This window comes from Staphylococcus coagulans (assembly GCF_002901995.1).
Taxonomy (GTDB): domain Bacteria; phylum Bacillota; class Bacilli; order Staphylococcales; family Staphylococcaceae; genus Staphylococcus; species Staphylococcus coagulans.
In genome coordinates, this window is the sequence record NZ_PPQN01000033.1 from 1 (window position 1) to 17517 (window position 17517).

Annotated in this window: 13 protein-coding genes; 2 read left to right on the forward strand and 11 right to left on the reverse strand. The window is 38.5% G+C overall.

The window, feature by feature from the left end:
* Positions 1-178: 178 nt before the first annotated feature.
* Positions 179-2260 (reverse strand): glucose-specific PTS transporter subunit IIBC, encoded by a 2082-nt coding sequence (ptsG, locus tag CD118_RS07705; RefSeq protein WP_103356536.1) that lies wholly within the window; start codon positions 2258-2260, stop codon positions 179-181.
* A gap of 299 nt (positions 2261-2559) precedes the next feature.
* Between ptsG and CD118_RS07710 the strand changes: the two genes are divergently transcribed.
* Complete coding sequence (locus CD118_RS07710) at positions 2560-3087, forward strand: exotoxin beta-grasp domain-containing protein (protein WP_060829271.1); 528 nt, start codon at positions 2560-2562, stop codon at positions 3085-3087.
* 83 nt (positions 3088-3170) lie between these two features.
* On the opposite strand, the gene nagA is transcribed toward CD118_RS07710, so the two are convergent.
* The 10 genes from nagA to CD118_RS07760 are packed head-to-tail and all read right to left on the reverse strand — an operon-like array spanning position 3171 to position 12593.
* Positions 3171-4328 carry an N-acetylglucosamine-6-phosphate deacetylase gene (gene nagA, locus CD118_RS07715; protein ID WP_060829270.1) on the reverse strand — a complete coding sequence of 386 codons (1158 nt, stop codon included), beginning with the start codon at positions 4326-4328 and terminating at the stop codon, positions 3171-3173.
* Positions 4329-4359: 31 nt separating this feature from the next.
* Positions 4360-4761 (reverse strand): PTS sugar transporter subunit IIA, encoded by a 402-nt coding sequence (locus CD118_RS07720; RefSeq protein ID WP_060829269.1) that lies wholly within the window; start codon positions 4759-4761, stop codon positions 4360-4362.
* Positions 4762-4781: 20 nt separating this feature from the next.
* Entirely contained in the window at positions 4782-5681 is a 900-nt protein-coding gene (locus CD118_RS07725; protein ID WP_060829268.1) for a PTS system mannose/fructose/sorbose family transporter subunit IID, read from the reverse strand.
* Positions 5668-6567, reverse strand: coding sequence for a PTS mannose/fructose/sorbose/N-acetylgalactosamine transporter subunit IIC (locus CD118_RS07730; RefSeq protein WP_060829267.1), 900 nt, complete (start codon positions 6565-6567; stop codon positions 5668-5670). Before CD118_RS07730 ends, CD118_RS07725 begins: the two co-directional genes overlap by 14 nt.
* A 12-nt stretch (positions 6568-6579) precedes the next feature.
* Positions 6580-7065 (reverse strand): PTS sugar transporter subunit IIB, encoded by a 486-nt coding sequence (locus CD118_RS07735; protein WP_103356517.1) that lies wholly within the window; start codon positions 7063-7065, stop codon positions 6580-6582.
* A gap of 12 nt (positions 7066-7077) precedes the next feature.
* Positions 7078-8850, reverse strand: coding sequence for a glycoside hydrolase family 35 protein (locus CD118_RS07740; protein ID WP_103356518.1), 1773 nt, complete (start codon positions 8848-8850; stop codon positions 7078-7080).
* 13 nt (positions 8851-8863) lie between these two features.
* Complete coding sequence (locus CD118_RS07745) at positions 8864-9808, reverse strand: tagatose 1,6-diphosphate aldolase (RefSeq protein ID WP_103356519.1); 945 nt, start codon at positions 9806-9808, stop codon at positions 8864-8866.
* A complete protein-coding gene (locus CD118_RS07750; RefSeq protein WP_103356520.1) occupies positions 9790-10740 on the reverse strand; it encodes a 1-phosphofructokinase family hexose kinase in 951 nt (316 codons plus the stop codon). The genes CD118_RS07745 and CD118_RS07750 overlap by 19 nt, the downstream gene beginning before the upstream one ends.
* A 4-nt stretch (positions 10741-10744) precedes the next feature.
* Positions 10745-11857 carry an SIS domain-containing protein gene (locus tag CD118_RS07755; RefSeq protein WP_103356521.1) on the reverse strand — a complete coding sequence of 371 codons (1113 nt, stop codon included), beginning with the start codon at positions 11855-11857 and terminating at the stop codon, positions 10745-10747.
* Positions 11858-11882: 25 nt separating this feature from the next.
* On the reverse strand, positions 11883-12593 hold the full coding sequence (locus CD118_RS07760; protein WP_103356522.1) for a GntR family transcriptional regulator: 711 nt from the start codon (positions 12591-12593) through the stop codon (positions 11883-11885).
* 435 nt (positions 12594-13028) lie between these two features.
* Between CD118_RS07760 and CD118_RS07765 the strand changes: the two genes are divergently transcribed.
* Entirely contained in the window at positions 13029-17501 is a 4473-nt protein-coding gene (locus CD118_RS07765; RefSeq protein WP_103356523.1) for an endo-alpha-N-acetylgalactosaminidase family protein, read from the forward strand.
* Positions 17502-17517: the final 16 nt, after the last annotated feature.

The following is a 17517-nucleotide window of genomic DNA, read 5'->3' on the forward strand; positions in this document are numbered from 1 at the left end:
ACCAAATATTATTCTAGCATGCTGAGGTGCCTATTTTAATACAACGGTAGAACCTTTCCGGAACCATACGCATAGCGCATGGTTTACTTTTATTCAAAAAGAAACGAGATTGGGATACCATTCCCAACCTCGTCTAGTGTCTGATATTTTATAGCCTCTCAAACGAAGCCACTTGTCATTACTCTACATCGTTATACGTAACTGTAAATAATTTTTGTCCTTTTTTCACTTCTTGATCAGCTTCAAATTCAAGTTTTCCACCGTCTAAATTCGTGACAATTAATGGTGTGACAATGCTTGGTGCGTGTTGTTCAAGATACGGAAGATCAACTTTCATAAGTGGCTGACCTTCTACAACTTCTTCATCCACTTGGACTAACGCTTCAAAACCTTCACCATTTAATTTAACTGTGTCGATACCAATGTGAATCAACAATTCCACACCATCTGTTGATCCCAGACCAATGGCATGCTTCGTTGGAAAAATAGTTTTTACTGTTCCATTGAAAGGCGCGCAAATTTCTGAATTCTGCGGAATCAATGCGACGCCATCACCCATTAGTTTTTGTGAAAATACTTGGTCCGGTACATCTGATAATGGGATGACTTTACCATCGCCAGGGGCAACAACTGAGACATTCCGTGTACCTTCAATTTGAACGACATCCGTATCGATATCATCTGTAACGGTTGTTTGAGTCGGACTTGTAATTTCACCTTTCATAATCAGTGCCATATCATGTTTAATTTGATCAGATTTTGGTCCGAAGATCGCTTGCATGTTATTGCCGACTTCCAACACCCCTGCTGCACCTAATCCTTTAAGTGCGTTGACATCGACTTTTGCTTTGTCATTTACTTCTACACGTAAACGCGTAATACATGCATCTAAATGTTTAATGTTTTCTTTACCTCCCATTGCATCTAACACATCGAAAGGTAAACGCTCTACAGTTGTACTTCTTTGCTCTTCCACTTTGTCTTCGCGCCCTGGTGTTTTTAAATTCATACGCTTAATAAGGAATGAGAATACAAAATAGTAAATAAATGCATAAGCAATGCCCACTGGAATTACACGTAAGGCATGTGTTCGATCCCAATTCAGTAAACCGTATAAAACGTAGTCGATAAAGCCACCCGAAAATGTCATCCCGATTTTAACATCTAATAAATGCATAATGAGGAATGAAGAACCTGCTAAAAAGACGTGTACTACGTATAAAATAGGTGCAACGAATAAAAATGAGAACTCAAGTGGTTCTGTAATCCCTGTTAAGAAAGCAGTCAAACCAGCTGATAACATTAAACCCGCTACTATTTTTTTACGTTCTGGGCGCGCTTGACGGTAGATTGCATAAGCAGCTGCTGGTAATCCAAACATCATGAAAGGATATTTCCCTGTTGTAAATGCACCAGCTGTAAATGCAACCCCGTCTTTCAATTGCTCCATCCAAATTCGTTGGTCCCCACGAATCGTTTCACCTGCGTGGTTCACGTAATGACCAAATTCAAACCAGAATGGCGCATAGAAAATATGATGTAAACCAAATGGAATTAAGGAACGCTCAATTATTCCAAAAATAAATGTCGTCAATACAAGGTTTTTATTTAATAAGAAGTTCGATAAACCATTTAAACCTTCTTGGATTGGTGGCCAAATAAAGCTTAGCAATATCCCCGTAATAATCGCTACAACTGATGTCACGATAGGTACAAATCGTTTACCTGCAAAGAACCCTAAAAATTGAGGCAATGTAATATTATAAAATTTGTTATAACACCATGCTGCTAATGCCCCGATAATAATCCCACCAAAAACACCCGTTTGAAGTGTAGGAATCCCTAAAATCAGTGCATGTTGTGGTAACTTATTCGCTTGGCTTAAAGTTGATGCACCATCTGCAAATGAGTAGATTTGATCGATCGTAATATGCATCACTTTTCCCATTGTTGCATTCATAATGAGATAACCGACTAATGCCGCTAGCGCTGCTACACCGTCACCGCCAGCTAATCCTAAAGCAGTCCCCACCGCAAATAACAGTGGTAAGTTATCAAAAATAACTTGCCCCGCTGACTCCATGATTGACGATATCATGACAAAGACATCATACTTTAACCATGGTGCAAGTGCGACCAACTGTTCATTGTGCATCGCATTCCCAAGTGCAAGAAGAATCCCCGCAGCTGGTAAAATCGCAACAGGCAACATCAACGCTTTACCAATACGTTGAAGTTGACCAAAAAAACGCTTGAATATCATTTAAAACACCCCTATATGTAAAAATTAGTAAATAAAAAAGACATGAGCAAATAAAGCCATATCATTATGGCTGATATTTTGCTCATGCCTGTTTTCACAGTAACACGCTATTCATTTAACCGCTTTCATTATATACGAAGTCATTCCTCTTGACAACAACATTTTTATAAATGTCACACTTTATTTTAAGCTTTATTAAGCAAGGAATAAGAGATTTTTAACGAATAATTAATAGTATTTTTGCAGGGTGCTCGGTAAAATTTGAATATAACTATCTATGAAAAGAGGAAACATCTATGAAATTGAAGCAACTTATTCTCTCAAGCGCTGTCGCAGCAAGCGTTCTAAGTTATACAAGTACGACCTTTGCAGCTGAAACCTCATCTACGCCAGCAATAGAGCACGCTACACAAAAAACGCAAGTTCAACAGTTATTTGAAAGATATAGTCAAGATAAAATTAATGACAAAGAGAACATTAATAACAACTGGGTTCTTTCTAATCATGCATTACAAGAAAATGAAATCCGCTTAGAATTAGAAGGTAAATTCGCAGTAAATAATCAGGTTTTCACACCAAAACGTACAATTACTTTAGATAAAGGGACGATTACACTTAAAGAATTAGATCATATCGTTCGATTTGCGAATGTTTCTTACGGTTTATATGAAGGCGATCAATTACCAACAGGTACGATTGTCATTCATACAAAAGACGGTAACCGCTATACATTAGAGGTTGATAAAGCATTACAATCTCATCGTGAAAATGTCAGCATCAACACAGAAGATTTGAAAAATATCACATTTGATATTAAGGCATAAAATAGAGACACACTGTCATAAAAACAAAATCCGAGATTATTTCGTTTATATTTACGAAAAATCTCGGATTTTATTCTTACAAACTATGACTTGAATTGATGCACACGTCCTTGCTTAATGGTTTGATAAACAGCAATTTCATCGTCAACGATGACCAAATCAGCGTCTTTATCTACAGCAATACTGCCTTTACGGTCATCTATTTTCAATGCTTTCGCTTGATTCAAACTCGTCACTGGCCATAAATGAGCTAATGTGTCACCTGTAAATTGCATTAAATTTTGTAAACCTTTATTCATTTTCAAAATACTGCCTGCAAGTGAGCCCGTCTCCAGATGTGCTTCGTTATCTTTAACGATAACTTTTTGACCCCCTAATTCGTAGTCGCCATCCGGCATTCCTTTCGCACGCATTGCATCGGTAATTAAATACATTTTTTCAGCGCCTTTATGTTGATATGCAATCGCAACGGACATCGGATGAGAATGCACACCATCAACAATCAGTTCCGTACTCAGTTTTCCATTCGTCCAAGCCGCACCAAACATACCTGGATTTCTATGATGGAAACCGACACCTGCGTTATAAAGATGTGTGACATGTTGAACCCCGGTATCGGCCGCTTGATTTGCCGCGTCAAAGTCTACTTCTGTATGTCCCATTGAAAAAATGATGTCGTCTCTCAATGTCTCTATCACCTCAGTAGCGCCCGCTACTTCTGGTGCAATTGTAACAATCTTAATCAATCCTTTTGCTGTCTCTTGAAATTGTTGTAACAATGCAACGGTCGGACGTTGAATAAAGGACGGGTTTTGCGCACCAATTTTGTTTTCAGAAATAAACGGTCCTTCTAAATGAATCCCTGCAATTTCGGCAGCATTTTCACGATCTTGTTGTTCATAATACGTGCGAATATTTTTTAAAGCTTTGTCGATGGCTTCTTGCGATTGTGTCATTGTCGTTGCCAAAAAGGACGTTGTTCCTTCAGATAACAACTGTTCAGCTAAATGTTTTAAGCCGTCATAAGAAGCATCCATGGCATCTTCGCCATAGCCTCCATGAATATGAATATCTATAAAGCCCGGTAAAATATGGTGCCCTTTCGCATCTATAACTTCTAAATCGCCATCATAGGATCCTTTCTCAATTGCACGAATTTTACCTTCTTCTATTACGAGATACCCGTCAGAAATGATTTCGTCTTCTGTATAAATGACGCCATTACTAATTACATATGCCATAGTATACCTTCTTCACTTAAATTTGATGCGTTTATTCATCATCGTCGTCATCATCTTGATTTAACAATGTGTTCACATTAACAATACCTTCTTGCGCTTTATTAACGTAATCTGGTTGTTCTCCAATCATTTGACCATTGATATAACTGATAATCATTGGTAGATTCATCCCAACGTATAAATCATAATCCGCACCATTCATAATCTTTTTTGCTACAGTATTAGATGGTGTACCGCCTAATAAATCCGCAAAAACGGTCACTTTATCGCCTGCTTCAATATGCGCCATAAAGTTTTTTTCAAAGTCTTCCGGCCCTTCTTGGGGTAATAAGGCGACGGTATAAAGATGGGCTTGAGGTCCAAGAATCATTTCTACACTGTTTTTAATGCCTTCACAAAAAGTCCCATGGCTAACCAGTATTAATTTTTCCATTTCCAAGTGCTCCTCTCGCTTTAAATGTTTGTAATCACACCGAGTGCAGATAATACAATTGATACAATAATTACAATAAAGATGGCACGTGTTGAGTTCATATTTTTACGACCTAACAACCAGTAAACCCCAAAAACGATAACTAGCGGTAATAATCTTGGTAAAATCATGTCCGCATTATCTTGAACCTTAACAGTGAGATCCCCGATTTTAGGTTCCCATGCAAATTTAACACGTATCATCGTTGCAACTAAAGCACCCACCATAAACACACCAAGGAGTGTGGCTGCATTCGTTAGTGATTCCAAACGATGTTGCATTGTTGTAACGAGCGAAATCCCTTCTTTATAAGCAAATTTCAGTTGTTTCCAACGAAACACGATAATCGCTAACATCGCTACAAACCAGAGTAATGCACCAAATGGATTTCCATCTTGCGCCATATTGGCTGCAATCGCACCAAATATAGTAGGCACTAGCGAACCAAAGATTGCATCCCCTACAGCAGCGAAGGGGCCCATTAAGCCGACTTTAATCCCTTTGACAGATTCTTTAGCTGCGAATTGTTCTCTTTCTTCCATCGCAATATCGATACCCGTAATAATTGTATTAAAAAAGTTACTTGTATTAAAGAATTGTGCATGCGTTTTCATCATTTCTTGAAGTTCAGGAGAATCATCTCCATAAATTTTACGCAACTGAGGTAAGATGGTAAATAAATAGCCACTTCCTTGCATACGTTCATAGTTCCAACCCCATTGAAAGAAGAAGAGACTACGCATATTGATTTGTCTAAAGTCTTTATCCGTTAATCGATACGGTGTTTGTGGTGGACGTCCTGTGAGCGGTTTGCCTGATTTAGTTTGCGTTGCTTCTACTGTATCAGAAATATGTTCTTGCGATTTATTATAATTCGTCATCGTCAATCTCTCCTTCCTCGTCCGCATCTGTCTCATTGGATACTTTCTGACTACCTGATGCGACTTTAGGTTGTGATGTGCGCTTATATTCCATCGCTGCGAGTGCAAAACCAATAGCAGCAATTGTAAGCATCGGTAATGATGAGAACGTCATATCAAATTTCTTATCTAACGTTGCAACGGATGTTCCTAAACCGCTCAATCCGCTAAAGACTGTCACAGCTAAAGCAGTGATAATAAATCCTAAAATGAAATATGGAAAGTGCTTTTTCAATGGGAGATAACGTAATAAAATCGCAAAACCTACTGCAGGTAAGACTGCACCCGCAACAGTCAGACCGTCACCTAACCATTTCAGATCACCATTCAAGTAATTCACAATATTTCTAACGACACCGCCACCAAATACAAGTGCTAAACAAACTGGAATGGCACGTGATAATGCCCATGGTATTGCACCATATAAGAAGTTACGTTCCACCCCTTTATAATCCATCTGTTCAATTTTTCGATCAATACGATGTGCAAAAAACGTATTCGTAAAGCGTGCTAAAATATCCGTTTGAATCATTAAACTTGCAACCGGTACTGCGAGTGTTGCAAGTGCTTGTTGTGGGTTCATTCCGAGTGCAACAGAGAACGCAACCGCAAGTACTGTTCCCGAGTTAGCATCAATTCTTGAAGCACCCCCGAATGTCCCAACACCTAAAATCGTTAACTGCATGCCACCACCGATAATTAAACCCGTCGTGACATCGCCCATAATTAATCCTGAAATAATCCCCGCGAAAACAGGATGACCAAAAATATTAAACTGTAAATCATCTAATATTTGATAACCTGCATACAAAGTTAATAATACGATTTGCCACCATAATATTTCCAAAGGAAACACCTCCTATTTTTTCTCTTTAACTAATGTAAAGAAGTCTACTGCCTTATCGTTTGGAACCATTTGAGAAACAATTTTTACGCCTTGTGCTTCTAACTTTTTAAAATTCTCAATATCTTCATCTGTTATATTGATTGAGTTTGTAATGGAACGTGTTTCATCTGTTTGTGACATGTTTCCTACATTTAATGTTTCAATCGCAACACCTTGATGGACCAATTCAACAAAACGATCAGGACGTTTTGCAATAATCATGACACGCTGTGAATCATATTTACCGTTTTTGATATTATTTGCAGCCTTTTCAATAGGTAAAACACTTAATTTAATCCCTGCAGGTGTCGCCAGCTTTAAAGCTTGCTTATCAATATCGCTTTGTGCCACTTCATCATCAATCACTATAAAACGACTAATATTTAATTTTGTTGCCCATAAATTTGCAACTTGCCCATGAATTAATCTACCATCGATACGAGTTCCTATAATTGCCATAATGATCTCTCCTTATATATCAGAAAATTGAGGTTTTTGAATCAGATCAATGGATTCTGCGTATTTCCCTTCAGAATCAAAGACTATGATTTCATTCTTACCTTGTTTTAAAAATGCTTTTGAAACATACAATGATTGAGAAGGGCCGACCTCCCAATAACGACCTATGTTAAACCCATTAACAAGAACAACACCCTTTCCGAAACCGCTTACATCAATGTGCGTATTATCCGGCGTTTCTAACTCAAATTCATAACGATAAAATGCTGGCTGTTGTGCTGACCATGCACGTTGAAAATGTTCATCCTTCAATTTATAAAAATCAATGTCAAATTGTTCCCAATTTTGCACAAAATGAAGATCTTGCATGAGGCCTTGTCCTAAGCCTTTACGCTGAGTCGCAGCCAATAATTTATAGCCGTAATTAACACGCCCCATATTTTCAACGAGTACATCAATTTGTGGTCGGCTTGATGCTAAAGTGACTTCAAATTGATCTCCAATTTCTTCTTGATACGCTTGATACACACATTCTTTATCAATGAAACAATGCACGCGATCTCTCGCATCAACAATTCTTAACTTTTCTTGTTCTGTTGCTTTATGAATTGTTGTTCGGTACATCATATAACCGTAACCCGTGCCCGCTTCTTCCATAGATTGCGGATAAAAACTGGTCGACTTGTTTGAAATGTCCTCCAATACTTCAAAAAGATTGACCTTGCTTTCAAGGGGTATCCCTTTCCGCGACATAAATGTTTTGACTTTCGGTTCGCGCTGTTGAACATCAGGTATGACCTCTTTTAGCATCTTTTGTAACGCAAAATATTTAGGCGTCGGGTTACCAGCTTCATCTAATGGGGCATGGTAATCATAAGATGTCACTTGTGGTAAATCTTTCGTTCCCCTTGCTGAGCAACCATTCCAAAAACCAAAATTCGTTCCACCGTGAAACATGTACAAATTCACTGAACCTAACTTAATAGCTTCTCTCACTTCTTGCGCAAGATCATCACTATCACGTTTAATAACGGCTTCACCCCAGCGATTAAACCAGCCATCCCAAAATTCCATACACATTAAAGGCCACTTTTTACCATATTCTTCTTGAAAAGCTTTCAGATTTTGGAAATTTTGTGTAGTTCGTGAACCAAAGTTTCCAGTAGGTAAAATATTGTCGGCTATCATACTCCCTGCGCGTAAACATTGATCCCATGCACCGTCTGAAGTAAAGAACGGAACCGTCACGCCTTCCTCACGCATCATATTGCCGATTGCTCGAAGATATTCATGATCTTCCCCGTATGAACCATATTCATTTTCAATTTGAAACATAATGATAGGCCCATTTTGATCAATTTGAAGTGGCGTTAATATTTTAAACAACACTTGATAATAACGACGCACATACGCTAAAAATTGAGGATCTCGAGAACGAATACGCATCGTTCGGTCGTTCAGTAACCATGCAGGTAAGCCTCCAAATTCCCACTCTGCACAAATATAAGGAGAAGGTCGCACAATGACATACAATCCTTCTTGTTGTGCAAGTTCGATAAAATGTTTTAAATCTCTATTGCCATCAAAGAGAAATACCCCTTTTTCAGTCTCATGAAAATTCCACGGCACATAGGTTTCTACTGTATTGAAGCCGAGCGCTTTCAAATTATACAAAGAATGATGCCAATCTTCTTTAGGTATTCTGAAATAATGAATGGCTCCCGATAATATTTTGAACGGCTTTTTATCTAACACAAACGTCTCATTGATTTCGAAACGACTCACATCATCACCTCATTTATAATTGAATAGATGTTGCTGTTTTCTGATTCACTTTATTGAGTGCTTTTAAATTGTTAAGTCCTTCATTTTCCAACCATGCTTTTGCTTCAGCTTCACCTTTTTCAACGAGTACACTTGTTGCTCCTTTCCAAGTAGCACGACCACAAAGTATACCGTTAAAGCGGGCACCATGATCTGCTGCAAACTGTAATGAGTCCATAAACAGTTGTGCTGACACACCACCGCTCAAATAAATATAAGGCAGGTCCGTCGCAGCGTCTTGTGCTTTAAATGCTTCGGCTGCTTCACTTTGTGAGATTAAATTTTCTGAACCAAAGCCCTCTACAAAGTTCATATTAACTGGAATTTCAACCTTCAATGTGTCCACTTGGAATCTAGGTTCACTAAACACACGCATCGCTTCATTAACTTTATGTGGCCGTACTTTGGCATATTCAGCTCCTTTTTCATCACCAATCGTGTCATCGTAAGTTAAAATTTCAAGTAAAAATGGTATATTTTCTGCTTGGCATTCTGCACCAATTCGCTCAATCACTGCTTGTTTTTTCGTATTGATATCATCAGGTTCATCTACGTCGTAGTACAGTAAAAATTTAACCGCATCTGCACCTGCATCTTTGAGGCGTTTCACACTTGCATTTTCAATTAAACGTGGTAAGCGGCCCGGTCTTGTCACGTCATAACCGGTTTGCTCATAAGATAAGATTAAACCTGACGTCGCAGCATTGGCCTGTGCTGCTTCTATGCCAAACTCTGGATCCACCAAAAAACTTGATCCGTATGGTGTTAGAACTTCCGATACCAGTTTTTTAAAAAGTGATAAATTGTGATCACTCGCTTGATCTCCAAGTAACTTTCTTAATGCGCCGCGTTGGTCCACCGCAATGGCTGCATATATCCCCTTGTCATCCACTAACCGACTTAAATCTTTTCTTCCCATTCATATCTCTCCACTTCTATTTCAGATTTAATTTGATTGACTTGTTCAATATCAATATGTCCAGTGGCTTGTTGTAATGCGTTTGACGTTCCACACGCTAAAGCTTGACGGATTAAATCTTGTGGCTCTAAATTTTCATAGACACCGTATGCAATACCTGCAACGGTTGAATCCCCAGAACCTACAGGATTGATGACTTCTTTATGTGGCAGTGTCGCGCGGTAAATTGTGTTTCCCCATTTGACCAGTGCCCCCGCTGCACCTAACGTGAGAAAAACATCCATCTTTGTAAAATAGGCATGTGTTTGTAACATTTGTGCACATTCTGCAATCGTGAGCTGTTCTTTACCAACTAACATTTCGAATTCTGTTTGATTCGGCTTAATGCACTGCACCGGCAACTCGGCTTCCAACAATAATTTGAGTTCACTTGCGTGCGTATCCACAATGTTATAACTATGTTGAAAAGCACTCAGGATGTGGGCGACATGTTCAAATTTTGAGCGCCCTTCAAATTGAGGCGAGCTCCCACTCACTGTCATCACTTTGACCTCTCGTGCGCGCTCGTTCAAAATTTCATAATAACGTCGCTGATCGTATTCAGTTATTAACGGCCCCGCTTCCAATATTTCTGTTTGACCGTTACGATCATTGATCGCTAGACTTTGTCTCGTTTCTCCATGAATTGAAGTAAATGCCGTAACGATGCCCATATCTTGTAATGCTTTAGCAATCCAGTGGCCATTAGCACCCCCTAAATAACCATATGCACAGTAATTTGCACCTAATTGATGTAAAACTTTAGTGACGTTAATCCCCTTCCCACCAGGGTTTTTGATTTTCTGTTTGACACGATTGACGCCCCCTATTTCAATAGGATCAATCATATAAGTGATATCAACAGAAGGATTAAAAGTATGTGTTGCAATCATAGGCTCAACCCTCAACCGGATAAATCGTGACACCTTTAACAACACGGTTGATAAAGCCGTCAGGACTAGGATTATCAGGATTTAAACCGAGTGCCACAGAACGTTTAGCTGCAAGCAATTGTCCAAAAATCAAATATTGTAGTGCTAATTCCATATCTGTGAGCTCTTCAGACTGAGGTAATTTGACTGTATTGTCCTCATTTGCTTGCCCATCTAAAATATAAGTTTGATAGCGATCTTTGACTTGTCCAACTTCTTGGATTAAATCTTTTTCGTATTGACGACGATAAGGCTGATTACTGCGCAACATAATAAAAATGGCGTCTGCACTCAATCCAGCTTTCGGACCATGTCTAAAGCCAAGTGTCGTTTCACGTGCAATCTCAGTTTGACCTGCCGTTAATTCATTGAGTTTCAAACTGACTTCTTTTGTGAGTTCGCCAATTAAACCTGTTCCAACATAGAACACTTTCGAAAAATCCAACTGACTCACTGTTTCAGCTTGAGATTCTAACCAATCAAAATTAGATGACGCAATGTCAAAGAATTTTGGACTTACTTTGCCACCGAATAATAAATAACTCGCGAATAACATGGATGAAAAACTTGAAGTCATCGCTAAAGACTTGTCATTCGTTTCGTCAGGTAAGATTACTTTAAAAACGTTGTTAACGCTTTCATTATAGACTCCTAAAAATCCATCTTTATTATTTGTGATAAACAAATGATAAACATGGCTCGAAAGTTGATTGGCAATCTCGACTGTCGCTTTTGTTTCTGGGCTGTTACCAGAACGCGCAAAGGACACTAACAGATATGCCGTTTGTTGATCAATATAGAGTTGTGGGTCCGTAACAAAGTGCGTTGTCGGAACTGACTCAAATTCAAAATTCGGTAAGACATCTGTATTGCGTGCCATGCGGGCTACGTCCCCCACATAAGCACTTGAACCTGCACCCGTAAAGAGTACCTTTAGTTTTTTACCTTGATTTTCTTGCTCAATTTTGGCAATGAAATTTTTAAATCGTGCTTGTTGTTCTTGTACTAAATCATATGTTTTCTTTAAAGTTGCTGGTTGTTGCTTAATTTCACGATAAGTATGTGTATCATGTAACACAACAATCCCTCCTTCACTCATTCTTTTACATTAACTTGACCGTATACTTGTATTTATGACCGCTTGCGACACTTTGTGTAAATTCAATCACCGCATCGTCCATATAGCTAAAGCGTTCAATAAACATACAACTATCTTCAACGACGCCATTCAACAGTTTGGCATCTTCGCGACTTAATTTACTCGCTGTTAAATTTTCATAGGCGTTCGTAATTTGAATCCCATAATGTTGATTGAGCGTTTCATATAGCGAAACTTCATTGAAGTCAAATTGCTCTAATCCTTCACAATAACGCATCGGCAAATAGCTAATTTCATAGATTAAAGGCACATCATTGGAAAGACGTATGCGCTTTAACTCATAAACATATTGATAAGGCGTTAACTGCATTTTCTCTTGTAAAAAAGGCGTAGATGGGATGAGCTTAATACTTAACATTTTCGTACTCGCCTTATCACCATTCTTCTCAATTTCATCTTTAAAGCTATACAGCTCATTTAAAAATTGATTATATTGACTTCCCAGTACAAATGAACCCTTACCATGTTCGCGCTTAATAATACGATCTTTTTCTAAACGCTCTAACGCTTCACGCACCGTAATACGGCTTACACCAAATTGCTCACACAGATTGCGCTCTGAAGGTATCTTATCTCCCTCCTTAAATTCTCCTGATTTTATACGCTCGTGTATCCCTTGATAAATTTGATAATACAAGGGCATTTTCTCTGACATCACTTTCACCACCTACTGGTTATAACCACTTAAAGCATAAATGTAAATTTGCTATTTTGTCAAGACTATTATGATAATCATTCACTTCCAATAATCACCCTGTGCCTTATTATTATTGTTAAATAGACATTTTTAAAATTTTACTTATCTTTCTATGCTAAAATTTTTAAAATTTTAAATATTTTTTAAGATGTTTTTCTGGTTATAACCACTTGTTATTTTCCAATTATAATTCTCACGATATAAAACCATTCAAACAAGCGTTATTGTGCAATTTTACATCTTTCATAATCTTTCATTTCCCTCAAAAACTGGTATTATTTCTCGACTTACAATAATATTAAAACGTTGTCACTACAGCGTTGGAAGGGTTTACAAAAAACAAAATAAATTATATATTCAATTCGATTACTAAAGATTAGGAGTGCTTAAAAAATGACAAATAGACAAAAACAAAATTTTAGTATTCGTAAATATGCCATTGGAACCGCTTCAGTTTTATTAGGGTTTACTGTTTATATTTCTGCGTCATCAACAGCGTCTGCATCAGAATCAACAAATAATACACCATCGTCAGAAACGCAGCCCCCCCATCAAACCTCGACTCCTTCATCATCATCTGAAGACGACACCTTCGCTACTAAACAGTTAGATGATACCGTTAATGATGATGCTACTATTCATACGCAGACAATACCTGAAGTTGCTCAAACATCAAAGAATGATACACCACAAGCATCAACAGACTCTCCTTCTCAAACAGCAAGTCAAACTCATGATAAGCCAACAGATGCACAATCAGCTCCAACAACACATTCCAACGAAGCACAATCACAGACTCAAATTAACAACGTTACATCACAACCATCGACTTTTAAGCAAGTTGAAAATGCTCAAAGTGAAGATAAAACAGCACATCCGTTTGAAACCAAACAACTAGACAAGACATCACCTACGGAAAAAACGCAAAATCGGACTGTTCAAAACGTCAAACAATCTGATGTCATTCAAGCCCAACCTTTAGTCATACATGATGCCCCTAAGCCAACTACACCTCAGAACGTCAGTACTATTGATAAACTTACTGCAACAGCACCACGACAAACACAATCAGTGGCTCAGACTAAACAAAACAATACGTCATCAAAAATGATGCAAGCTGAACCAACTGTAGATTTGTTACAGTCCAATCAAATGACAGTGAAAATTGATAAAAATTTCCCTGCTGTAAAACAATACCAATTAAAGAATGGCAAAACGGTTGACGGTCAAGTAGTAGATAACCGACAAATCATCGTAAATGGTGAAATCGTAACGCCAACCGTCTCCTACAAAAAAGTCAACGCCCATACAGCTGAATATGAATTGAGCGCGTTAGACAAAGCACATGCGATAGATGTTCATTTCACATTCCAGTTGTCTGTAGTGGATCGTACAATTGACTTAAAAATGATAGACTATAGCAACCATAATCCGAATGAGATTGTGCGTTCGTTCGGTTTTGCAGATCAATCCCTTGTCTCAGTCAACAATCAACAACGAGATGCACACCTTCAAACAACAAAAATGTCGACAAACACAATGGTCAGTGGGGATAAATCATACGACATAGACGATCAATTTGATTCTGACTTTAACGATTTAATGATGTATGGCTTTGTTTCAAATGACCAATACAGTGCCGGATTGTGGAGTAATGCGCAAATTGGTGTTGGCGGTAGCCAAGATTTTTTACGTGTGGCAGCAACTAGTGTCAAAACAGATGACGGCGTGTCAGTTGGGTTAGGTGCCGCACCATGGATACTTCAACCTTCACCAGCACATCAGGATGCAAAAACACAAGGGTTATTACCACACATTAAAATCGCCATTGCTGAAGATGAAAATCAAGATGGCAAAATCAATTGGCAAGATGGGGCTATTGCCTACCGCAATATTATGAACAATCCTTATAAGTACGAAGAAGTCCCTGAACTTGTAGGTTATCGCATCGCAATGAATTTTGGGTCACAAGCACAAAATCCATTTTTAAAAACATTAGATGGGGTTAAAAAGTTTTATTTGAATACAGATGGCTTGGGTCAATCTATTTTATTGAAAGGTTATAACAGTGAAGGTCACGATTCTGGTCATTTAGATTATGACGATATCGGACAACGTATCGGAGGCGCTAACGACTTTAACACGTTACTATCAAAAGGAGCAGATTATGGTGCACGTTTTGGTGTGCATATCAACGCTTCAGAAACGTATCCAGAATCTAAAGCATTCAATCCTGATCTATTAAAGAAAAATGAAGATGGCACTTATAGTTATGGATGGAATTGGCTCGATCAAGGTTTTAACATTAATGCTGATTACGATTTGACACATCAACGTCAAGCACGTTTTCAAGCCCTTAAAGAGATTGTCGGCGATCGCCTAGATTTTATCTATGTTGATGTATGGGGCAACCAACAATCCGGTGATAATTCCGCTTGGCCTTCTCATCAATTAGCCAAAGAAATTAATGACTTGGGCTGGCGTGTCGGCGTTGAATGGGGACACGGTATGGAATACGATTCGACTTTTCAACACTGGGCAACAGATATTGCATATGGGACTTATGAAAGTAAAGGTATCAACTCAGAGGTCGCACGTTTCATCCGTAACCACCAAAAAGATTCTTGGGTTGCTAATCATGCGCCACACTCTGGTGCAGCAGATTTTCCACTGTTAGGTGGCTATAATATGAAAGACTTTGAAGGCTGGCAAGGACGTAATGATTACAGTACTTATATTAAAAATATATTTGATGTTGATTTGCCTACTAAATTTTTACAGCATTATAAAGTGATGCGTATTGAAGATGGTCATCCTGTCAAAATGACAGCGAACGGCAAAACAATCAATTGGACACCTGAAATGACCGTAGATTTACAAAATGATGCAGGCGACAAAGTCACTGTTCAACGCAAGTCAAATGACTATGAAAACGATATTAACAACTATCGTTCACGCACAATTTCACTCAATGGCCACACTGTATTAGACGGAGAGCAGTATCTCATTCCTTGGAATTGGGATGCAAATGGGCAACCGCTCACAGGAAGTCAACAAAAGCTCTATCATTGGAATAAAAAAGGCGGCTCATCAACTTGGCAACTCCCTGATACATGGCACACGGACCAAGTCATTTTATATGAATTGACTGAAACAGGGCGAACAAACATGAAAACAATCCCTGTCGATAATAATAAAATTAAATTGGATCATATCAAAGCAGAAACACCTTATGTGATTTATCAAGTTCCACAATCTCATCAACAAGATGTCAATTGGAGTGAAGGCATGCACATTAAAGATGCTGGGTTTAATTCTCAAAAACTTGATGCATGGCAAATCAGTGGTGATGTCGAACAAGTAGGTATATATCAATCTGTAGCGCACAATGACCTACTTAAGATTGATAGCTTGAAACAAAAGACGCAGTTGACACAGCAACTGACAGATTTAAAACCCGGTCAACGTTACGCGCTATACGTTGGTGTCGACAACCGAAGTAAAGCTCAAACACAAATTGCAGTTTCAAACCATGGTCGAGTTTTAGCGACAAACCAAACGCAACAATCGATTGCCAAAAACTATGTCAAAGCGGATGCACATAATACAAGTAAAGTGTCAGAAACTTATAAAGACGGCGGTAGCTACTTCCAAAATATGTATTTGTATTTTGTCGCACCTCAAGACGGGCAAGTTGATTTCACTATCAGTCGCGAAGCAGGAGAAGGCGCCACTTATTTAGATGATATTCGTATCGTAGAAAACTCTTCAATACTCATGCATGATGGCGTTTTCCAACAAGACTTCGAAACTGTACCTCAAGGATTATTCCCATTTGTTGTTTCTGAAATTGAAGGGGTAGAAGATAACCGCACACATTTATCCGAAAAAAATGCGCCTTATACACAAAGAGGATGGAATAATAAACGTGTTGATGATGTCATTCAAGGTCATTGGTCGCTCAAAGTGAATGGTCAAGCGGGCAAAGATAAAATGGTTATTCAGACGATTCCACAAAATTTCTATTTCATACCCGGCAAAACATATGAAGTCTCATTTGATTACGAATCTGGTTCTGACGGTAGTTACGCCTTTGCAGTTGGTCACGAAGATATTTCAAAAAATCGTAATTTCAAGATTACACCATTAAAAAATACAATCGATTATCCCCATGCACAACGTGTGACATTCCGAGTTACAGGAAATGAAAATGGACAAACATGGATTGGCATATATTCGACAGACGTTCAACCTGATACAAAAGGTGTCAAAGATAACGGGCAAGTCAATTTTGAAGGCACAAAAGATTTTATTCTCGATAATTTGATTATTCGACCAGTCGATGATGTTATCGATGATACCCCTTCATCAGACAGCCCTTCACGACCGAGTGGCGATGGTTCTACTGACAACACAAGTCTTCCTGAAAACCCGACTGATCAGCAAATAAAACAGAAACCTATTGGAGGCACAACTCAAACAAGCTCACCATCCCACAACGCAACACCAGATCAACATGAATCGACATCAGACAAAGCACAATCATCAGCTTCAACAAATACTGAAAATTCATCAACACAACAGATACAAAACGGTGTCGCAACAATTTCAATGGATCAGCCTTATATCAGTACATCAACAACCATCTCATCTGAAAAACATGGGCAAGTTGCAACACTTATGACGCAAGGTACAAATACAATGATTAAAGCATCAGCTAATCAAAAGCGTGTTGAACAACTTCCAGATACAGGTGCATCATCGAAAACATCAACGACACCATTACTCATGGCAATGATTGGCTTTTTCACTACTGTATTTGGACTCCGCCACACACGCCGTAAAAAGCCAACACAGCGTTCTTAAACATTTTTAGACACGG